Origin of the sequence: Kitasatospora sp. GAS1066B, assembly GCF_041262605.1 — a bacterium.
Taxonomy (GTDB): Bacteria; Actinomycetota; Actinomycetes; order Streptomycetales; family Streptomycetaceae; genus Kitasatospora.
On record NZ_JBGCCO010000042.1, the window covers coordinates 38,340 to 53,263 of the forward strand.

18 protein-coding genes are annotated in these 14,924 nt (G+C 74.4%); 8 read left to right on the forward strand and 10 right to left on the reverse strand.

Annotated elements, in window-relative coordinates:
- The first annotated feature begins 177 nt into the window (after positions 1 to 177).
- The 3 genes from ABH937_RS33605 (at position 178) to ABH937_RS33615 (ending at position 3,018) form a co-directional block, all read left to right on the forward strand.
- Positions 178 to 657 carry a universal stress protein gene (locus ABH937_RS33605; protein WP_370220430.1) on the forward strand — a complete coding sequence of 160 codons (480 nt, stop codon included), beginning with the start codon at positions 178 to 180 and terminating at the stop codon, positions 655 to 657.
- The gene (locus ABH937_RS33610) at positions 654 to 2,306 is read left to right on the forward strand and encodes a SpoIIE family protein phosphatase (RefSeq protein WP_280693150.1); all 1,653 of its coding nucleotides are present in this window, start codon (positions 654 to 656) and stop codon (positions 2,304 to 2,306) included. The genes ABH937_RS33605 and ABH937_RS33610 overlap by 4 nt, the downstream gene beginning before the upstream one ends.
- 226 nt (positions 2,307 to 2,532) lie before the next feature.
- Positions 2,533 to 3,018 (forward strand): universal stress protein, encoded by a 486-nt coding sequence (locus ABH937_RS33615; protein ID WP_280693151.1) that lies wholly within the window; start codon positions 2,533 to 2,535, stop codon positions 3,016 to 3,018.
- A gap of 97 nt (positions 3,019 to 3,115) precedes the next feature.
- Here ABH937_RS33615 and ABH937_RS33620 read toward each other — a convergent pair whose 3' ends face one another.
- Entirely contained in the window at positions 3,116 to 3,322 is a 207-nt protein-coding gene (locus tag ABH937_RS33620) for a hypothetical protein (protein WP_280693152.1), read from the reverse strand.
- 242 nt (positions 3,323 to 3,564) lie between these two features.
- Between ABH937_RS33620 and ABH937_RS33625 the strand changes: the two genes are divergently transcribed.
- The 3 genes from ABH937_RS33625 (at position 3,565) to ABH937_RS33635 (ending at position 6,182) form a co-directional block, all read left to right on the forward strand.
- The gene (locus ABH937_RS33625) at positions 3,565 to 4,539 is read left to right on the forward strand and encodes a YafY family protein (protein ID WP_280693153.1); all 975 of its coding nucleotides are present in this window, start codon (positions 3,565 to 3,567) and stop codon (positions 4,537 to 4,539) included.
- Positions 4,540 to 4,653: 114 nt separating this feature from the next.
- Entirely contained in the window at positions 4,654 to 5,418 is a 765-nt protein-coding gene (locus ABH937_RS33630) for a VOC family protein (RefSeq protein ID WP_370220431.1), read from the forward strand.
- 86 nt (positions 5,419 to 5,504) lie between these two features.
- On the forward strand, positions 5,505 to 6,182 hold the full coding sequence (locus tag ABH937_RS33635; RefSeq protein WP_280693155.1) for a hypothetical protein: 678 nt from the start codon (positions 5,505 to 5,507) through the stop codon (positions 6,180 to 6,182).
- 33 nt (positions 6,183 to 6,215) lie between these two features.
- Here ABH937_RS33635 and ABH937_RS33640 read toward each other — a convergent pair whose 3' ends face one another.
- From ABH937_RS33640 to ABH937_RS33650, 3 genes are all read right to left on the reverse strand, one after another.
- Positions 6,216 to 6,710, reverse strand: a complete 495-nt coding sequence (locus ABH937_RS33640; protein ID WP_280693156.1) for a MarR family winged helix-turn-helix transcriptional regulator — start codon at positions 6,708 to 6,710, stop codon at positions 6,216 to 6,218.
- Between the two features lie 81 nt (positions 6,711 to 6,791).
- Positions 6,792 to 7,442 carry an NAD(P)-dependent oxidoreductase gene (locus tag ABH937_RS33645; RefSeq protein WP_370220432.1) on the reverse strand — a complete coding sequence of 217 codons (651 nt, stop codon included), beginning with the start codon at positions 7,440 to 7,442 and terminating at the stop codon, positions 6,792 to 6,794.
- A 108-nt stretch (positions 7,443 to 7,550) separates the two neighbouring features.
- The gene (locus ABH937_RS33650; RefSeq protein WP_370220433.1) at positions 7,551 to 9,098 is read right to left on the reverse strand and encodes an ATP-dependent DNA ligase; all 1,548 of its coding nucleotides are present in this window, start codon (positions 9,096 to 9,098) and stop codon (positions 7,551 to 7,553) included.
- Positions 9,099 to 9,249: 151 nt separating this feature from the next.
- Between ABH937_RS33650 and argJ the strand changes: the two genes are divergently transcribed.
- Positions 9,250 to 10,404, forward strand: a complete 1,155-nt coding sequence (argJ, locus tag ABH937_RS33655; RefSeq protein ID WP_370220448.1) for a bifunctional glutamate N-acetyltransferase/amino-acid acetyltransferase ArgJ — start codon at positions 9,250 to 9,252, stop codon at positions 10,402 to 10,404.
- 56 nt (positions 10,405 to 10,460) lie between these two features.
- Positions 10,461 to 10,691, forward strand: coding sequence for a DUF2277 family protein (locus ABH937_RS33660; protein WP_280693160.1), 231 nt, complete (start codon positions 10,461 to 10,463; stop codon positions 10,689 to 10,691).
- 58 nt (positions 10,692 to 10,749) lie between these two features.
- On the opposite strand, the gene ABH937_RS33665 is transcribed toward ABH937_RS33660, so the two are convergent.
- The 6 genes from ABH937_RS33665 to ABH937_RS33690 form a co-directional block, all read right to left on the reverse strand.
- Positions 10,750 to 11,664 carry a hypothetical protein gene (locus tag ABH937_RS33665; protein WP_370220434.1) on the reverse strand — a complete coding sequence of 305 codons (915 nt, stop codon included), beginning with the start codon at positions 11,662 to 11,664 and terminating at the stop codon, positions 10,750 to 10,752.
- 227 nt (positions 11,665 to 11,891) lie between these two features.
- Positions 11,892 to 12,521, reverse strand: a complete 630-nt coding sequence (locus ABH937_RS33670) for a TIGR03086 family metal-binding protein (protein WP_370220435.1) — start codon at positions 12,519 to 12,521, stop codon at positions 11,892 to 11,894.
- Between the two features lie 28 nt (positions 12,522 to 12,549).
- Entirely contained in the window at positions 12,550 to 12,831 is a 282-nt protein-coding gene (locus tag ABH937_RS33675; protein ID WP_280693163.1) for a DUF6158 family protein, read from the reverse strand.
- A 48-nt stretch (positions 12,832 to 12,879) separates the two neighbouring features.
- On the reverse strand, positions 12,880 to 13,374 hold the full coding sequence (locus ABH937_RS33680; RefSeq protein WP_370220436.1) for a hemerythrin domain-containing protein: 495 nt from the start codon (positions 13,372 to 13,374) through the stop codon (positions 12,880 to 12,882).
- A 133-nt stretch (positions 13,375 to 13,507) separates the two neighbouring features.
- Complete coding sequence (locus tag ABH937_RS33685) at positions 13,508 to 13,741, reverse strand: DUF3040 domain-containing protein (RefSeq protein WP_280693246.1); 234 nt, start codon at positions 13,739 to 13,741, stop codon at positions 13,508 to 13,510.
- A 54-nt stretch (positions 13,742 to 13,795) separates the two neighbouring features.
- Positions 13,796 to 14,875: an ATP-dependent DNA ligase gene (locus ABH937_RS33690; RefSeq protein WP_370220437.1), complete on the reverse strand. Its 1,080-nt coding sequence runs from the start codon at positions 14,873 to 14,875 to the stop codon at positions 13,796 to 13,798.
- Between the last annotated feature and the right edge of the window lie 49 nt (positions 14,876 to 14,924).

Genomic DNA, 14,924 nt, shown 5'->3' on the forward strand with positions numbered 1-14,924 from the left:
GGTCAGCGGCCCGGGTGAGGGTGGCAGCAGCCGCTCAGTCCCACGTCGAGTCAGGTGATCCGCCATGACGCTGCCCTCCGCCCGCGGAGCCGGCGATCGCTCCAGCCACTGCTTCGAGCCGACCCGCGCGCCGGCCCGGCGCGAGCTGTCCGTGGCCGCGGCAAGGGAGTGAGCGCGATGGTGGACAGGAGGCGGATCGTGGTCGGCGTGGACGGCTCGCCGGCGGCCGCGGCGGCGCTGCGCTGGGCGATCGAGCAGGCGCGGGTGACCGGCGCGGACGTGGTGGAGGCCGTGATCGCCTGGGAGTTGCCCGGCTACTACGCGCTGGCCGGTGGTGCGACGCCGCCGGAAGGGATCGACCCGGAGCACCTGGCGGCCCAGGTGCTCAGCGAGGCGGTCGAGCGGGTGACCGGGGGCAAGGCAGCCGTGCCGGTCCTGCAGGTGGTGCTGCCCGGTCTGCCGTCGGCCACGCTGCTCGCCCAAGCCCGGGCCGCTGAGCTGGTGGTGGTGGGGAGCCGGGGGCTGGGTGGCTTCGCTGGTGTGCTGCTCGGCTCGGTCAGCCGGCATGTGCTCGAGCACGCCCCGTGCCCGGCCGTGGTGGTCCGGCCCGCCCGGAGCGATCGGGGCACCGGCGAACACCCCGTCAGCGGCGGATGACCGACCGCCCGCAGCCGCACGTCGACCCGCTGGAGGCGATGGCCGCCACCGGCGTCGGCTGTTTCGAGTGGGATCCGGCCACCGGCCGCTTCACCCTGGACGCCCCCGGCCTGGCCGTCTTCGACCTGCGGCCGGACGAGTACGACGGGATGGCGGCCGGGCTCTCCCGGCGGCTCCCGGTGGAGGAGGTGATCCGGCTCTTCAAGCTGGTGGAGGACATCCGGGCCGGTCGCAGCGACTCGTACAGCAGCTACTTCCGGATCCGCCGCCGGGACGGCTCGATGCGCTGGACCCACACCCAGGGCCAGGTGATCCGCGATCCGGAGCACGCGGGCACCCGGGTGGTCGGTGTGGTGCGCGACGCGACCCAGGAGCTCTCCTACTCGGCGCTGCGGCTGATGGCCGAGGACGACCGCCAGCGCCAGGAGACCGAGCTGGGCGAGGTGGCCCGGGCGCTGGGCGAGGCGCTCAGCGTGGACGACGTGGTGGCCGTGCTGACGGGGGATCAGAGCATGCGCCGGCTCGGCGCGCAGGGCGTCACGCTGGGCGTGGTCGACCAGGGAAGGGTCAAGCTGGTCGGCGCGGTCGGGCGGGTGAACGTCCGGGTCCGCGCGATGCACCAGGCCCGGCTGACCGAGCCCCGACCGCTGAACGACGTGGTCCGCTCCGGCGAGCCCGCCTTCTTCACCTCGCGCGAGCTCTTCGCCAGCCGGTACCCGGACCTGGCCGACCAGTTGACCGACAGCCTGGCGACCGCCGCCGCGTTCCTGCCGCTGACCGCCCAGGGCCGTCCGATCGGCGCGCTCGCCCTGGTCTACGAGGGCAAGCGCAGCTTCAGCAGCGAGGACCGCACCTTGCTGACCACCCTGGCCAGTGCCATCGCCCAGTCGCTGCAGCGCGCGATGCTGGTCGACCAGTCCCGGGAGATCGCCGCCGGGCTGCAGAACGCGATGCTGCCGCGCCACCTGCCGACGATCACCGGCGGCGCGCTCACCGTGCGCTACCGCACCGCGCGCGAGGGCGTCTGGATCGGCGGGGACTGGTACGACGCGGTACCGCTGGCCGACGCGGTGGTCGGGGTGGCCATCGGCGACGTGCAGGGCCACGACACCGAGGCCGCCGCGATCATGGGGCAGCTGCGGATCGCGATGACCGCCTACGCCGCCGAGGGGCACAGCAGCGCCGAGGTGCTGGCCCGCGCCTCGGCCTTCCTCGCCGAGCTGCACGCCGACCGTTTCGCCACCTGCCTCTACCTCCAGGTCTCGCTCGCCACCGGCCAGGTCAGGGCGGCCAACGCGGGCCACCTGCCGCCGCTGGTCCGACACGCCGACGGCACGGTGGGCCGGGTCGAGGTGGCCACCGGCCTGCCGCTCGGCCTGCCCGCCGACTGGCTGCCGGACGGCTACCCGCACACCGACTTCCATCTCGCGCCCGGCGACACCTTGCTGCTGTACACCGACGGCCTGGTGGAACGGCCGGGGGAGGACCTGGAGTTGGGTCTGGCCCGGCTGGCGGCGGTGCTGGCGGCCGGCCCCGGGCAGCTGCCCGCACTGGCCGATCACGTGCGCGACCGGCTCGGCGTGCGGCTGGAGGCGGAGGACGACGCGGCGTTGCTGCTGCTGCACCGCGACGGCCGCGAGGCCGGCTGACCCCGTTGGACGGCCCCGCCGGCCGCCCCTGCCGGCCGACCGCCGCCGGGTGGCGGATCCGGCCGCGTAGTGGATCCGTCAAGGAACGGCGCCGCGACGTACGGCAAGCGTCAAGGGCCGGTGTCGGCGCAGGTCATGAGGGGTCCAATGGAGGTCGGAGCCGGTTCCCGGGCGCGTCGAAAGCGGTCGGCGCGGGCGGGCGGCCCGCGGAGAGGAAGCGGTCGCCATGGCCGAGGGAGCACGGGTCATCGTCGGGGTCAGCGGCTCGGTGAGTTCGCTGGCGGCGGTCCACCGCGCGGTGCGCGAGGCCCAGCGGCGGGGCGCGGAACTGGTGCCGGTGGCCGCCTGGCTGCCCGCCGACGAGCCGCTGCGCCCGCTCTCCGAGTTGGCGCACGCGGCCCGGCGCCGGCTGGACGTGATGTTCGAGCAGGCGTTCGGCGGCTACCCCGCCGGGCTGCTGCTCAGCCCGCTGGTGGTGCGCGCGGAGGCCGGACCCGCCCTGGTGGCGGCCGCCGACCGGCCCGGTGACCTGCTGGTGGTCGGTGCGGGCCGCCCGGGCCGGGTGTCCCGGCTGCGGCACGGCTCGGTGGCGCGGTACTGCCGGGCCCACGCCCGCTGCGAGGTGCTGGAGGTGCCGGCCGCCGACCTGCTGGCCGACCTGGAGCACGCGGTGCACGGCTGGGCCGGGCCCGCGGTCCGGCAGCCGAGCTGACCCCCCATGAGCGCGCCGGGTGGCTGACGGATCCTCAGCCACCCGGCGCTTTTCACCGGATCGCGCAATCAGTTCGGAATGCGCGGCCCGGCGGAATTCACTCGCCGGCGGTGAAGCCGCTCTCCGAGCCACCCTGGCCCTGGAGGTTCTCGGCGACCATGCCGTGGCCGGCCACCACGGTGTTGTTGTGGCTGTGCATGTCGGCGTGGTAGCCGGCGAAGCTGTGCGCGCTGGCGGTGGTGGCGGTGCCGACGACCGTGAGGCCGGCCACGGCAAAGCCGATCAGGGCGGTGCGAATTCGCATGCGTATTCCCCTTATCCGGCGGGCCGAGGATTTCGACCCGTGCTGACGACGAGAATGCACCACCTGATGATGCGACGGTTAACTGCATACGGACTTCTTCACCCTGTTGGCGGCGATGGACCCGCCGACCGGGTTGGTCAGCCCACCGGTCCGTCGCGAAGCCGACCCGGCTTGGCGAGAAGAAGGACGACAGGGGCCATCTAGGTCAGATCCTGTCCCAGTTCTCCGGCATCCTGGACCCCGTGACCACCGACACCCCCGCCCGCCTGCTGAACCTGCTCTCGCTGCTGCAGACCCCGCGCGAGTGGCCCGGCAGTGAACTGGCCGAGCGGTTGAGCGTGACCCCGCGCACCATCCGCCGCGACGTCGAACGGCTGCGGGACCTGGGCTACCCCGTCCAGGCCAGCCGCGGCGCGAGTGGCGGCTACCGGCTGGCGGCGGGCAAGGCGATGCCCCCGCTGCTGCTGGACGACGAGGAGGCGGTGGCCATCGCGGTCGGCCTGCGCACGGCGGCCGGCAGCGCGGTCAGCGGGATCGAGGAGGCCTCGGTGCGGGCGCTGGCCAAGCTCGCCCAGGTGCTGCCGGCCCGGCTGCGGCACCGGGTGAGCACCCTGGGTGCGGCCACGGTGCCGCTGCCGGGGGCGGGCCAGGGCGTCGATCCGGAACTGCTGGCGGTGCTGGCCGGTGCGGTGGCGGGGCCGGAGCGGCTGCGGTTCGCCTATCGGGCCGCGGACGGCGCGGAGAGCCGGCGCCTGGTCGAGCCGCACCGGCTGGTGGCGACCGGGCGGCGCTGGTACCTGGTGGCCTACGACAACGACCGCGAGGACTGGCGGATCTTCCGGGTCGACCGGATGGAAGCGCCCCTGCCGACCGGCGTCCGGGTGCCGCCGCGTGAGCTGCCGGCGCCGGACGCGGCCGCGTACGTGGCGACGAAGCTGCGGCTGCGCGGGGAGGTCCACCGCGCGGTGGTGCTGCTCCGGCTGCCGCTGGCGCAGGCGGTCCGGAGCCTCGGCGGGGCACCGGTGGAGCTGACGGAGGTGGACGAGGAGAGCTGCCGGATGCGGACGACCGCCGACAGCCTGGAGTGGATCGGCTTCCGGCTGCTGGCACTGGGGTGCGAGTTCCGGGTCGAGGAACCGGCCGAACTCGTGGACCACCTGCGACGGCTGGGCGAGCGGATCAGCCGGGCCACCGAGACCGGGGCCGGGCGGGAGTGACCACCTTGGAGCGACCGCGCCGAATCGCCCGTCCGGCCCGGGCGCGCTGCCCTGGTGGGGTGTGACGCGGGCGCTAAAGTCGCCGGGCATGTCACGTCTCTGAAGGAGCGTCAGGTGAAGATCGACCGCGTGGTCACCGGTGGCCCGTGCTGGGTCGAACTGGGGACGGCGGACCCGGCCGCCGGCCAGGTGTTCTACGGCGAACTCTTCGGCTGGCGCGCCGAGACCGACCCGCGTCCCGAGGCCGGCGGCTACACCATGCTGCTGCGCGAGGACGCCCCGGTGGCCGCGCTGACGCCGCTCTACGCGCCCGGCCAGTCGAGCGCCTGGGCCGTCTCGTTCGCCGTCACCGACGCGGACGCCACCGCCACGGCCGTCACCGAGGCGGGCGGGCGGGTGGTGCTCGGGCCGCTGGATGTCTTCGACGCCGGCCGGTTCGCGGTGGTCGCCGACCCGGCCGGGGCGGTCTTCGCGCTCTGGCAGCCGCGCGCGTTCGGCGGCGCCGCCGTCTTCAACCAGCCCGGTTCCCTCGGCTGGGTCGAGCTGCTGACCCGGGACGTGCCCAGGGCCACCCGCTTCTACCCCGAGGTCCTCGACTGGAGCGTGACGGCGGGCGAGTGGTACACCCAATGGGGGATCGACGGCGCCGACTTCGGCGGCATGATGCGGATGGACGAGCACTTCCCGGCCTCGGTGCCGGCGCACTGGCGGCCGTACTTCGCGGTGACCAGCGTGGACGACACGGTGCGGGAGGCCGGCCGGCTCGGTGCCGAGACGCTGATGGCGCCGATGGACCTGGCCGGTGGCCGCCGGATCGCGGTCCTGCGCGATCCGCAGGGCGCGAGCTTCGGCGTCTACCCGGCCGGTACCGAGGGGTGACGAGGTCGCTCGCCGACCTTGCTGCAAACGCCACTATCTGAGTTATCGTCGGATTGTCAGTGCGGCACGGAAGGGGAGGGATGACCGTGCGGCGCAACCCTGGACCCCACCCCGACCCACCTCCGCGCGGGCCTCGGCGCCGGCCGCTGCGCGCGCTCGGCCGCCAGCTGAGCCAGGCGTTCGGCGGCGATCTCGGCCCGCTCGGGCGGCCGCTGGACCGGGCCCGCAGCCGGGGCCGGCTGCTGGCGGCGCTCGGCCTGATCCTGGCGCTGCTGCTCGGCTCGCTGCTGTCCGTCCGCGGGGTGGCGAGCGCGCCCCGGCAGGCCGCCGCCCGGGCCGCGCACCTGCACCAGCTCCCCGCCGAGGTGCTCGGCCCGCCCCGTCCTGACGCCACCGCACCCGCCTACCGCTTCGACGGCGGCGACCGGGTGACGGTGCGTTGGAACTACCCGCCCGGGCACACCGGGACCGCCCGGATCGACTTGCCCCGGTCGGCTCTGGCGGGCGACACGCTCCCGGTGTGGGTGACCGACGACGGCCGCCTCGGCGGCTCGCCCCCGAGCGCGGTGGGCCTGGCCGTGCTGGCGGCCGGGATCGGCACCGGGGTCTGGCTGCTGCTGAGCGCGACCGTCCTCACCGGCCACGTGCTGCGCCGCCGCGCGTTGGAGCGCCGCGCGCTGCGTGACTGGGCCGCCGGGTGGGCGAGCGTCGAGCCGCACTGGTCGGGCCGGTTGCACGGGCGGCCGGGCAACACCGCGCCCTGAGGTGGCCGTGCGCTCGGCGACCTGGCCGAACGCTCAGCCCAGTGGCGGCAGTTCGGTGCGGGCGTGGCGGCCCAGCCGGTCCAGCGCGTCGACCATGCCGGCCGCCTCGGCCTCGGAGAGGGCGCCGCGCAGCAGGCGGCGCGCCTCACGGGTGTGCGCGGCGGCGGCCGTGAGCAGGGTCTGCTCGCCGTGGTCGGTCATGGCGACCAGCTGCACCCGCCGGTCGGTGGGTGACGGGGTACGGGTGACCAGGCCGGCCTCGATCATCCGGTCGATCAGCCGGGTCGCGCCGCCGCTGGTGAGCACCAGGCCGCCGGAGAGCCGGCTCATCGGGGTCCCGTCCGGCTCGGCGGCCAGGATCAGCAGCACCTCGAACATCGAGTGGCTGATCCCCGCCTCGTGCTGGATCGCGCCGCCCAGCAGCCGCTCGATCAGCGCGGAGGTGTTGAGCAGCACGCCGATCGCCTGGATCCCGGGGTCGGCGGCCACCTGCGCGGCGCGGTGAAGTGGTTGATCGGGATCCGGCACGGTGGGGTCTCCATTCAGGGGCGGACGGACGGACGGACGCCGACGCCGCCGGTCCAGTCGGGACCGGCGGCCGACGCGCCGTCAGTAGCCGCAGGCGAACCGCTCGCCCAGGTGCTGGGGCTGCTCGATCTCGTCGATCACGGCCACCGCGTAGTCCTCGACCGAGATCCTGCTGGTGCCGTCCGCGGCGGCGACCAGCTGCTCCTGCGCGGTGCGGTAGTCACCGGTGCGCTCGCCGGGCTCGATCGTCGCCGCCGGGCTGAGGCTGGTCCAGCTGACGTCGCTGACGGTGCGGTAGTAGTCGAGCGCGTCGCCGTGCGCGTGCATGATCTGCAGCAGCCACTCGGGCAGGCCCGGCGCGTCCCAGACCAGGCTGCCGTCCGGGGTGCGCAGCGAGCCGGCGCCACCGACCGAGATCAGCCGTGGCGCCTGGTCGCCGAGCGCGCGCAGGCCCTCGACCAGGGAGCGGGCGGCGGGCTCGATGGTGGCCAGGTGGCCCGGGCCGTCCCCGCCGCCGACCGCGCTGACCAGCACGTCCCGTCCGGCGGCCGCCGAGCGGACCGAGGCGGGGTCGAGCACGTCGCCCTTGGTCACGGTGAGCGACGGGTGGCTCTCGGTGATCTTGGCGGGGTCGCGGACCACGGCGGTGACCTGGTGGCCGCGGTGCAGCGCCTCGCGCACGATGGCGCTGCCGATGGTGCCGTTGGCGCCGAAGACTGCGATCTGGGACATCAGGGTTCTCCTCGGAGATACGGGTCCGGCGGCTGCCCGGACTGTCATCTGACTCAACAGTATCTGACTCAGCAGATATTTCCGGAGCCTCGGGATTCTTCCGGAAGCTCAGGCTTCTTTCGGCAGCAGCGCCCGCACCGCCTCGACGGTGTCCGCCTCGGCGGCCGACTTGTCGCTCCGGTAGCGCAGGACTCGGGCGAAGCGCAGGGTGACCCCGTCCGGGTAGCGCGGGGAGCGCTGCACCCCGTCGAATGCGATCTCCACCACCAGGTCGGGCCGCACCCGCACGCCCCAGGCGGGCCGCTCCACCGCGAGCCGCTCCAACTGCTCGGTCTGCCAGGCGAGCAGCACGTCGGTCAGGCCCTTGAAGGTCTTGCCGAGCATCGCGAACGAGCCGTCCGGCCGTCGCGCGCCCAGGTGCAGGTTCGACAGTCGCCCGGCCCGGCGCCCGTGGCCCCACTCGGCGGCCAGTACCACCAGGTCAAGGGTGTGCACCGGCTTCACCTTCAGCCAGGCGCTGCCACGGCGCCCGGCCGTGTAGGGGGCGTCGAGCGCCTTGACCACCACGCCCTCCTGGCCGCGGGCCAGCGCGGCCTCGGTGAACGCGGTGGCCGCCTGCCGCGCGGCCGGGTCGGCGGGGTCGGCCACCACCAGCCGGCGCACCCGAAGCGGCGCCGGCACCAACCGGTCCAGCTCGGCATGCCGGTCCTCGGTGGGCAGTTCCAGCAGCTCCCGGCCGTCCAGCGTGAGCAGGTCGAAGAAGGCGGGGGAGAGCGGCAGCGACTCGGTGGCGCCGGGGACGTCCAGCCGCGAGCCGACCCGCCCTGCGATCTCCTGGAACGGGCGCGGCCGACCGGTGGTCGGGTCCACCGCGATCACCTCACCGTCCAGCACCGCCCGCTCGGCGGGCAGCGCCAGCGCGGCGGCCACCACCTCGGGCAGCCGGTCGGTGATCTCCTCCAGGGTCCGGGTGAAGATCCGCACCGTGCCGCCGTCCCGGTGCACCTGGATCCGGATCCCGTCCAGCTTCTCCTCCACCGCGCACGGGCCGAGCCGGTCCAGCGCCTCCTCGACGCTCTTGGCGGTGTGCGCGAGCATCGGCAGCACCGGGCGGCCGACGGTCAGCCGGAACCGCGCCAGCGCGTCCGGGCCCTCGGCCAGCAGTGCCCTCGCCACCGCGCCCAGCGTGCCGCCGAGCATCACCGCCCGGCGCACCTGCTCGGCGGGCGCCTCGCTCGCGGCTGCCAGCGCGTCCACCGCGAGCGCGTCCAGGGCGCCTTGGCGCACCTCGCCGCCGATCAGCCGGATCAGGAACTCCTGCTCGGGTTCGGTGGCCGCGCCCAGCAGCGTGACCAGTAGCCGGCGCCGCTCGGCCTGCGCACCGGTGCCGCGCACGGCGGCCAGCCCGGTCAGTGCCGCGTCGACCTGATGGACCGTCAGGCTTGCCGTCGGGGCGGCCGGGACGGGCTCGGCGAGCACGCTCCAGCCCACCCCGAGCCGGCCCTGCGGCAGCCGTCCGGCGAGGTAGGTGATCACCATCGGCGCCTCGGCCGGCTCGGTGGCCCGGAACAGCTCGGCGAGCAGGGCGGTCTTGCGCGAGCGGGCCGAGGTGGCGGCGACCTCGCGCGAGGTCCGGGCGAGGTCGGCCAGCAGCATGGCCTCATGCTCGCTCGGTGCGGGGGCTCGGGCGCCGGTGACACGCCGTGGCAGGGGGGTCCCGGGTCGCGGTGGCCGTACTCGGCCGGCGAGCGCCGCAGCTGTTAATATATGCGTCAGCTAGTATATATATCCAGACAGGGGTGGAATGATGGGCCAGTCGCTGCCACGCGGATTCGTCTCGTACACGGCCAACATGGGCCTGAAGGACACTGCCGACGACTTCGCCGTCGTCCTCTCCGAGACGCCCGCGGTCTCGGCCGCCGTCTTCACCCGCTCCCGGTTCGCCGGCCCCAGCGTGCTGCTCAGCCGGGGTGACGCGGCCCGCCAGGACGCCCGGGGCATGGTGGTGATCTCCCGCAACGCGAACGTGGCCACCGGGAAGGCCGGCGCCGCGCACGCGGCGGAGGCCCGGCGGCTGGTCGCCCAGGCGGTGGGGGTGGCGCCCGAGCAGCTGGTGATCGGCTCGACCGGGGTGATCGGGCGGCCCTACCCGATGGAGTCGATCCGGGCGGGCATCGCCCGGATCCCCGAGCCGCTGCCGCCGGCCGACTTCCAGGCCGCCGCTGCGGCCATCATGACCACGGACACCCGCGCCAAGTCCGTCCACCTGCGCTGCGGCGACGCGGTGTTGGCCGGGATCGCCAAGGGCGTCGGGATGATCGAGCCGAACATGGCCACCCTGCTCACCTTCTTCTTCACCGACGCCGACCTGCCGGCCGCCGAACTGGACGCGGTCTTCCGGCGGGTGATGGACCGGACCTTCAACGCGCTGAGCATCGACACCGACACCTCCACCAGCGACACCGCCGCGATCTTCGCCAACGGCCAGGCCGGGCCGGTCGATCCCGCCGCCTTCGAGGAGGTGCTGTACCAGGCGGCGCTCGCCCTGGTGCGGGACATCGCCTCCGACGGGGAGGGGGCGAGCAAGCTCCTCGAGGTCCGGGTGACCGGCGCCCGGGACGCGGCCCAGGCGAAGCGGGTCGGCAAGTCGGTGGTCAACTCCCCGCTGGTGAAGACCTCCGTGCACGGTGCCGATCCCAACTGGGGCCGGGTGGCGATGGCGATCGGCAAACTCGACGAGGACGCCGACCTCGACCCGGCGAGAACGACCATCCGCTACGGCGCGTTGGAGATGTTCCCGGACGAGCCGGACGAGGAGCGGCTGGCCGCGGCCGCGGCGTACCTGACCGGGGCGGAGGTCGTCATCGGCGTGGACCTGGGTCTCGGTGACGGTGAATTCACGGTCTACGGATGTGACTTGACGCCGGAGTACGTCGAACTGAACTCCGGCTACACGACCTGACCGGCCGCTCTCCGGGCCGCTCCCGCTCGCAGGCCCGCAGGGAGCAGACTGGAGGCATGTGCCGAAGCATCAAGACTCTCCGCCCGCCCGTCCAGCTCGAGGTCACCGAGGAGGACATCCACGCCGCCGCCCTGCAGTACGTCCGCAAGGTCTCCGGCTTCCGGGCCCCGGCCGCGCACAACCGTGCGGTGTTCGACCAGGCGGTCGCGGCCATCGCGGCGGCCACCACCACGCTGCTGGCCGGCCTCGAGGTGCGGGGCGCGGCGGGCCGGCAGCCCCAGGAGTAGCGAAACGCCCGTGGTACCGGCCGGGCCGGTCCCACGGGCGTGACGTTGTCTCCGGACGTCAGCGGTGCGCGTTGCGGCGGCGGGTGAAGACCACCGCGCCGACGCCGGCGGCGAGCAGCACGGCGCCGCCCACGCCGAAGGTGACCAGCTGGCCACCGTTGGTGCCGGTGAAGGCCAGGTTGGTGGGCGTGGCGGAGACCGGCTTGACCGACGGCGTGCCGACCGGCTCACCGGTGGCAGGAGCCGAGGGCACCGAAGGGCTCGCCACCGTGATGGGGGCGGCCGAGGTGCTCGGCTTGACCGTGCCGCTGACCGGGGCGGACGGCTTGGTGACCGGCGGCTTCGGGGCGGACGGGGTCGAGCCGCCGCTGGGCGTGCCGTTCGCCGGCGGCGGGGTGGTGGGACCGGTCGGGGCGGGGGCCGAGTCCGACGGGCTCGGGGAGGGCGGCGGGGTGGGCGGCGGAGTGCCCTGGCAGGCGGTGCCGCCGTTCCACGCGGTGATCAGGTTGTCGGGGAAGACGCCGTTCGGGTACTTGGGCAGCGGGCCGCTGACCCCGTCGTACTTGGTGGCGCCGTTGTAGAGGTCGATCTGTCCGAAGCAGGGCGGCAGGCTGCTGCTGATGTCCAGCGTCGCCTGCCGGTGGTCCTGGCTCAGTGTGGTGGTCGCCCAGCCGAGGAAGGTCTGGGTGCCCGAGGTGCCCCAGGTGGGGCCCTGGGTGCTGTACGAGGCCAGCGAGACCTGGTACGAGCAGCCCTTGCTGACGTCGCCGTCCAGCCGGACCTGGATGGTGCCGTGCGGCGCGGACATCCGGCCGCCGGTCTGCCAGTGGGCGCCGTTGTCGACCGAGTACTCGATCGCGGCGTCACCGCAGCTCTCGTGGGCCTGGGCGGGCCCTGCGGTGACGAGCGGGGCGGCCGCGGCTATGCCGAGGGCCGCCAGTGCCGGAAGAATCCGGCGCAGAGGGTGGTGCACGAAGCTTGCTCCCTGAACGTAGGTGCGCAGAGTGTGGCGCGCACGAACCCGGCCGGTCCTGGGACCCGCCGGAGTCGTTGCGTCTGAGAGCGGGACGATATCCGACGGTCGGCCCCGTCTCGCGACCGGGGCGGGCGGTGCGGTTGACGGTTCGTCGGCGCGGAACTGACCTGGTGTCAGCCGGGCATTCAGCGGACGTTCAGCAAGCGTTCAGCGATCCGACAGTCTCAGTCGGCGAGCTCCGGATCGACGGCCGGAAAGGGCGTGGCCAGCCGACCGACCAGGCCGAGCAGCCGGGTCTGCGGGGCGGCGTCCGGCGCGGTGGGCACCGGTGCGGCGAAGCGCTCGCTGGCCGCCAGTCGATCGGTGTACGGGGCGACCTCGCGCAGCGCGAACTCCACCAGCTCGGGTGCGAGATGGGTGTCCTGACCGGTGGCCCGGGCCAGGTCCCAGGTGTGCACCGCCAGGTCGACGGTGAGCTGCGCGCAGTAGGCCAGCGCCGGGCGGTCGCCGTAGGAGAGGTGCACGGTCAGCATCAGTGCGTGCGGCACGCCGAACGCGGCGCGGGCGCCGGCAGCCGCCCGGGCCCAGCCGGCGGCCGGGTCGGCGCCCAGCACGTCCCCGGCGAACCGGTCGCCGACCTCCGCCAGGGTGGCGCCGAGCAGCAGCTCGGGCGCCCAGAGCTGCTCCGCGGTGAGGTGGTTGACCAGCTCGCGGACCGGCCACGCGGCACACGGGGTCGGCGCCGGCCACTGGTTGGGCGCCACCCCCTGCACCCGGCGGCCGAAGGAGGCAAGCGCTTCGCGGTACAGGCGCAGCACCTCGCGCTGCCGCTGCTCGGTGCGCTCGCGGCTCATCGGGGCCTCCTGTGACCGGCGTCGGGTGTCACTGCGGGGTGGCCTCGATCCGGGCGGCGCTCTCCCGGGCGCGGGCGCCGGAGCGGGTACGGCCGGCGGTGACCAGGCGGTTCGGGAAACGGCGCAGGTACTCCGCCTCCAGCGCGGCCGAGCGCTCGGTGTGATGCCGCAGGGCGTCGTCGGACCCGTACATGAAGGTCTCGTGCCGGGTCCGGTGGAGCTGTTCCAGCTCGTGCAGCAGGCGCTCGTCCTGCAGGTCGCGGGCCGCGATGCCGTCGGCAACGCCGTCCGTGGTGGCGGTCGGTCGCATGGCGGGTGCCTCCTCGGTGGTCGACCTCGCGGGTCGTGACCCCCCTGTCTACCCCGGTGCCCCCTGCGGAGCGCCGGAAACCGGACCGGGCCGGTGGCGCGGCGCGGTCTCGCGCACCGCGAGCAGCCGGGTGCCGATCTCCTGCAGGTCCTTGCGGCGCAGCGTGGCCCGCAGCCGCGGGAACCACTCGCGCTCCTCCTGGCTCATCTGCTGGGCGGCGGCCGACAGCAGCGCGTCCACCAGGCCGGCGAAGCTCTGGTCGGTGGCGGGCCGGGCGGCCACCTCCTCGCAGAGGCGGTCGATCGCGGTGTGGTCCCGGTAGTCGCGCAGCGCCTCGTGGGCCGGATCCCGCAGCAGCGCGCTGACCAGCGGATACAGCACCTCGTCCACCAGGTAGGCGTGGACCGTGAGGTCGTGCACGATCTGCTGCGCCAGCTCGCCACGCGCCGCGACCTCGCCGGGGTCGAGGGCGCGATAGTCCCTGAAGAGCTGTTGCAGCTCCTTGTGCTCCTGCTTCAGCAGCACGATCGCGTCAGTGGACATCCGCTCTCACCTTCTCGGCCTCGCGTGTCCCCTGAAACGATGGTGCCAAATCGAACGGTCCGCCGGGCGGCCTGGCCGATCGGGTACGGCCGATCGGGGGACGACGGCCGGGCTCACCCGGCGGACCGCATGGTCACGGCAGCGGGATCCGGCCGCGCAGGATCTCGTGCCACAGCTGGCGCAGCCGGGTCGACGGGCTGCCCGGCCCCAGCGACGGGGTCCGCCCGGTGGCGAGCACGGCCGCCTCGGCGACCCGCTCGCGGCTGCGCCGCCACTGCTCGAATCTTCGGGCCAGCACGGGATCCTCGGCCATCAGCCTGGCCTCGATCCGTCGGCTCTCCCGAGCCTCCTGCCGTGAGAGGACCATGATCCTCACCTGCTGTCCTTTCGGCCCTTCCACCGTGGGACGCACCGTCGGGCCTCAGCGCTCCGGCTCCCCGCCGTCGGCCAGCAGCTGCGCCAGGTCGTAGCCGACCGGCTCCTCCAGCTGGCCGTAGTCACAGCTTTCGGGGGACCGGTCGGGCCGCCACCGCTGGAAGCGGGTGGTGTGCCGGAACCGGGTCCCTTCCATGTGATCGTACGCGACCTCGCACACCAGTTCAGGGCGGAGCGCGACCCACCGCGCGTCCTTGCCGCCGCTCCACCGGCTGGGCGCGCCGGGCATCCGGCTCGCCTCGTGCGCGCTCTCCTCGGTCCAGGCCGCCCACGGGTGCTCGGCCGGGTCGGCCAGCCGCAGCGGGGCCAGCTCCCCGGCCAGCTCCCGCCGGCGGGCGGCGGTGAACGAGGCGCAGACGCCTACGTGCTGCAGCCGGCCGGCCGTGTCGTACAGGCCGAGCAGCAGCGAGCCGACGCCCTGGCCGTCCTTGTGCTCGCGGTAGCCGGCCACCACGCAGTCCGCGGTCCGGCCGTGCTTGATCTTGAACATCGCGCGGACGCCCGGACGGTAGGGCTGGTCCAGGGGCTTGGCCACGATCCCGTCCAGGCCCGCGCCCTCGAACCTGGTGAACCAGGTCCGGGCCAGCTCCCGATCGGTGGTGGCGGGCGCCAGGTGGACCCAGGGGCCGGCCCCGGCCAGCGCCCGGACCAGCGCGGCGCGGCGCTCGGCGAGCGGTTCGGCCATCAGCGAGCGGTCGCCCAGCGCGAGCAGGTCGAAGGCGATGAGGCTGGCCGGGTTCTCGACCGCGAGCTTGCGCACCCGGGAGGCCGCCGGGTGGATCCGCTCCTGCAACTCCTCGAAGTGCAGCCGCCCGTCGTGCGCGATGACGATCTCGCCGTCCAGCACGCAACGCGGCGGCAGTTCGGTGCGGCAGGCGTCGAGCAGCTCAGGGAAGTAGCGGGCCAGCGACTTGCCGGTGCGGCTGGCCAGCTCCACCTCGTCGCCGTCGCGGAAGACGATCGCCCGGAATCCGTCCCACTTGGCCTCGTAGTGCAGGCCGGCCGGGATCTCGTCCACCGCCTTGGCCAGCATCGGCTCGACGGGGGGCAGCACGGGAAGGTCCATGGCACTGATGGTGCGTCACCCGCGCGCGGCCCGCAGCGCGTGGATCTAG

Coding starts and splice junctions, on each gene's coding strand:
- ABH937_RS33605 (WP_370220430.1), top strand. CDS start 178: ATGGTGGACAGGAGGCGGATCGTGGTCGGCGTGGACGGCTCGCCGGCG.
- ABH937_RS33610 (WP_280693150.1), top strand. CDS start 654: ATGACCGACCGCCCGCAGCCGCACGTCGACCCGCTGGAGGCGATGGCC.
- ABH937_RS33615 (WP_280693151.1), top strand. CDS start 2,533: ATGGCCGAGGGAGCACGGGTCATCGTCGGGGTCAGCGGCTCGGTGAGT.
- ABH937_RS33620 (WP_280693152.1), bottom strand. CDS start 3,322: ATGCGAATTCGCACCGCCCTGATCGGCTTTGCCGTGGCCGGCCTCACG.
- ABH937_RS33645 (WP_370220432.1), bottom strand. CDS start 7,442: ATGTCCCAGATCGCAGTCTTCGGCGCCAACGGCACCATCGGCAGCGCC.
- ABH937_RS33650 (WP_370220433.1), bottom strand. CDS start 9,098: ATGCTGCTGGCCGACCTCGCCCGGACCTCGCGCGAGGTCGCCGCCACC.
- argJ (WP_370220448.1), top strand. CDS start 9,250: ATGGGCCAGTCGCTGCCACGCGGATTCGTCTCGTACACGGCCAACATG.
- ABH937_RS33660 (WP_280693160.1), top strand. CDS start 10,461: ATGTGCCGAAGCATCAAGACTCTCCGCCCGCCCGTCCAGCTCGAGGTC.
- ABH937_RS33670 (WP_370220435.1), bottom strand. CDS start 12,521: ATGAGCCGCGAGCGCACCGAGCAGCGGCAGCGCGAGGTGCTGCGCCTG.
- ABH937_RS33675 (WP_280693163.1), bottom strand. CDS start 12,831: ATGCGACCGACCGCCACCACGGACGGCGTTGCCGACGGCATCGCGGCC.
- ABH937_RS33680 (WP_370220436.1), bottom strand. CDS start 13,374: ATGTCCACTGACGCGATCGTGCTGCTGAAGCAGGAGCACAAGGAGCTG.
- ABH937_RS33685 (WP_280693246.1), bottom strand. CDS start 13,741: ATGGTCCTCTCACGGCAGGAGGCTCGGGAGAGCCGACGGATCGAGGCC.
- ABH937_RS33690 (WP_370220437.1), bottom strand. CDS start 14,875: ATGGACCTTCCCGTGCTGCCCCCCGTCGAGCCGATGCTGGCCAAGGCG.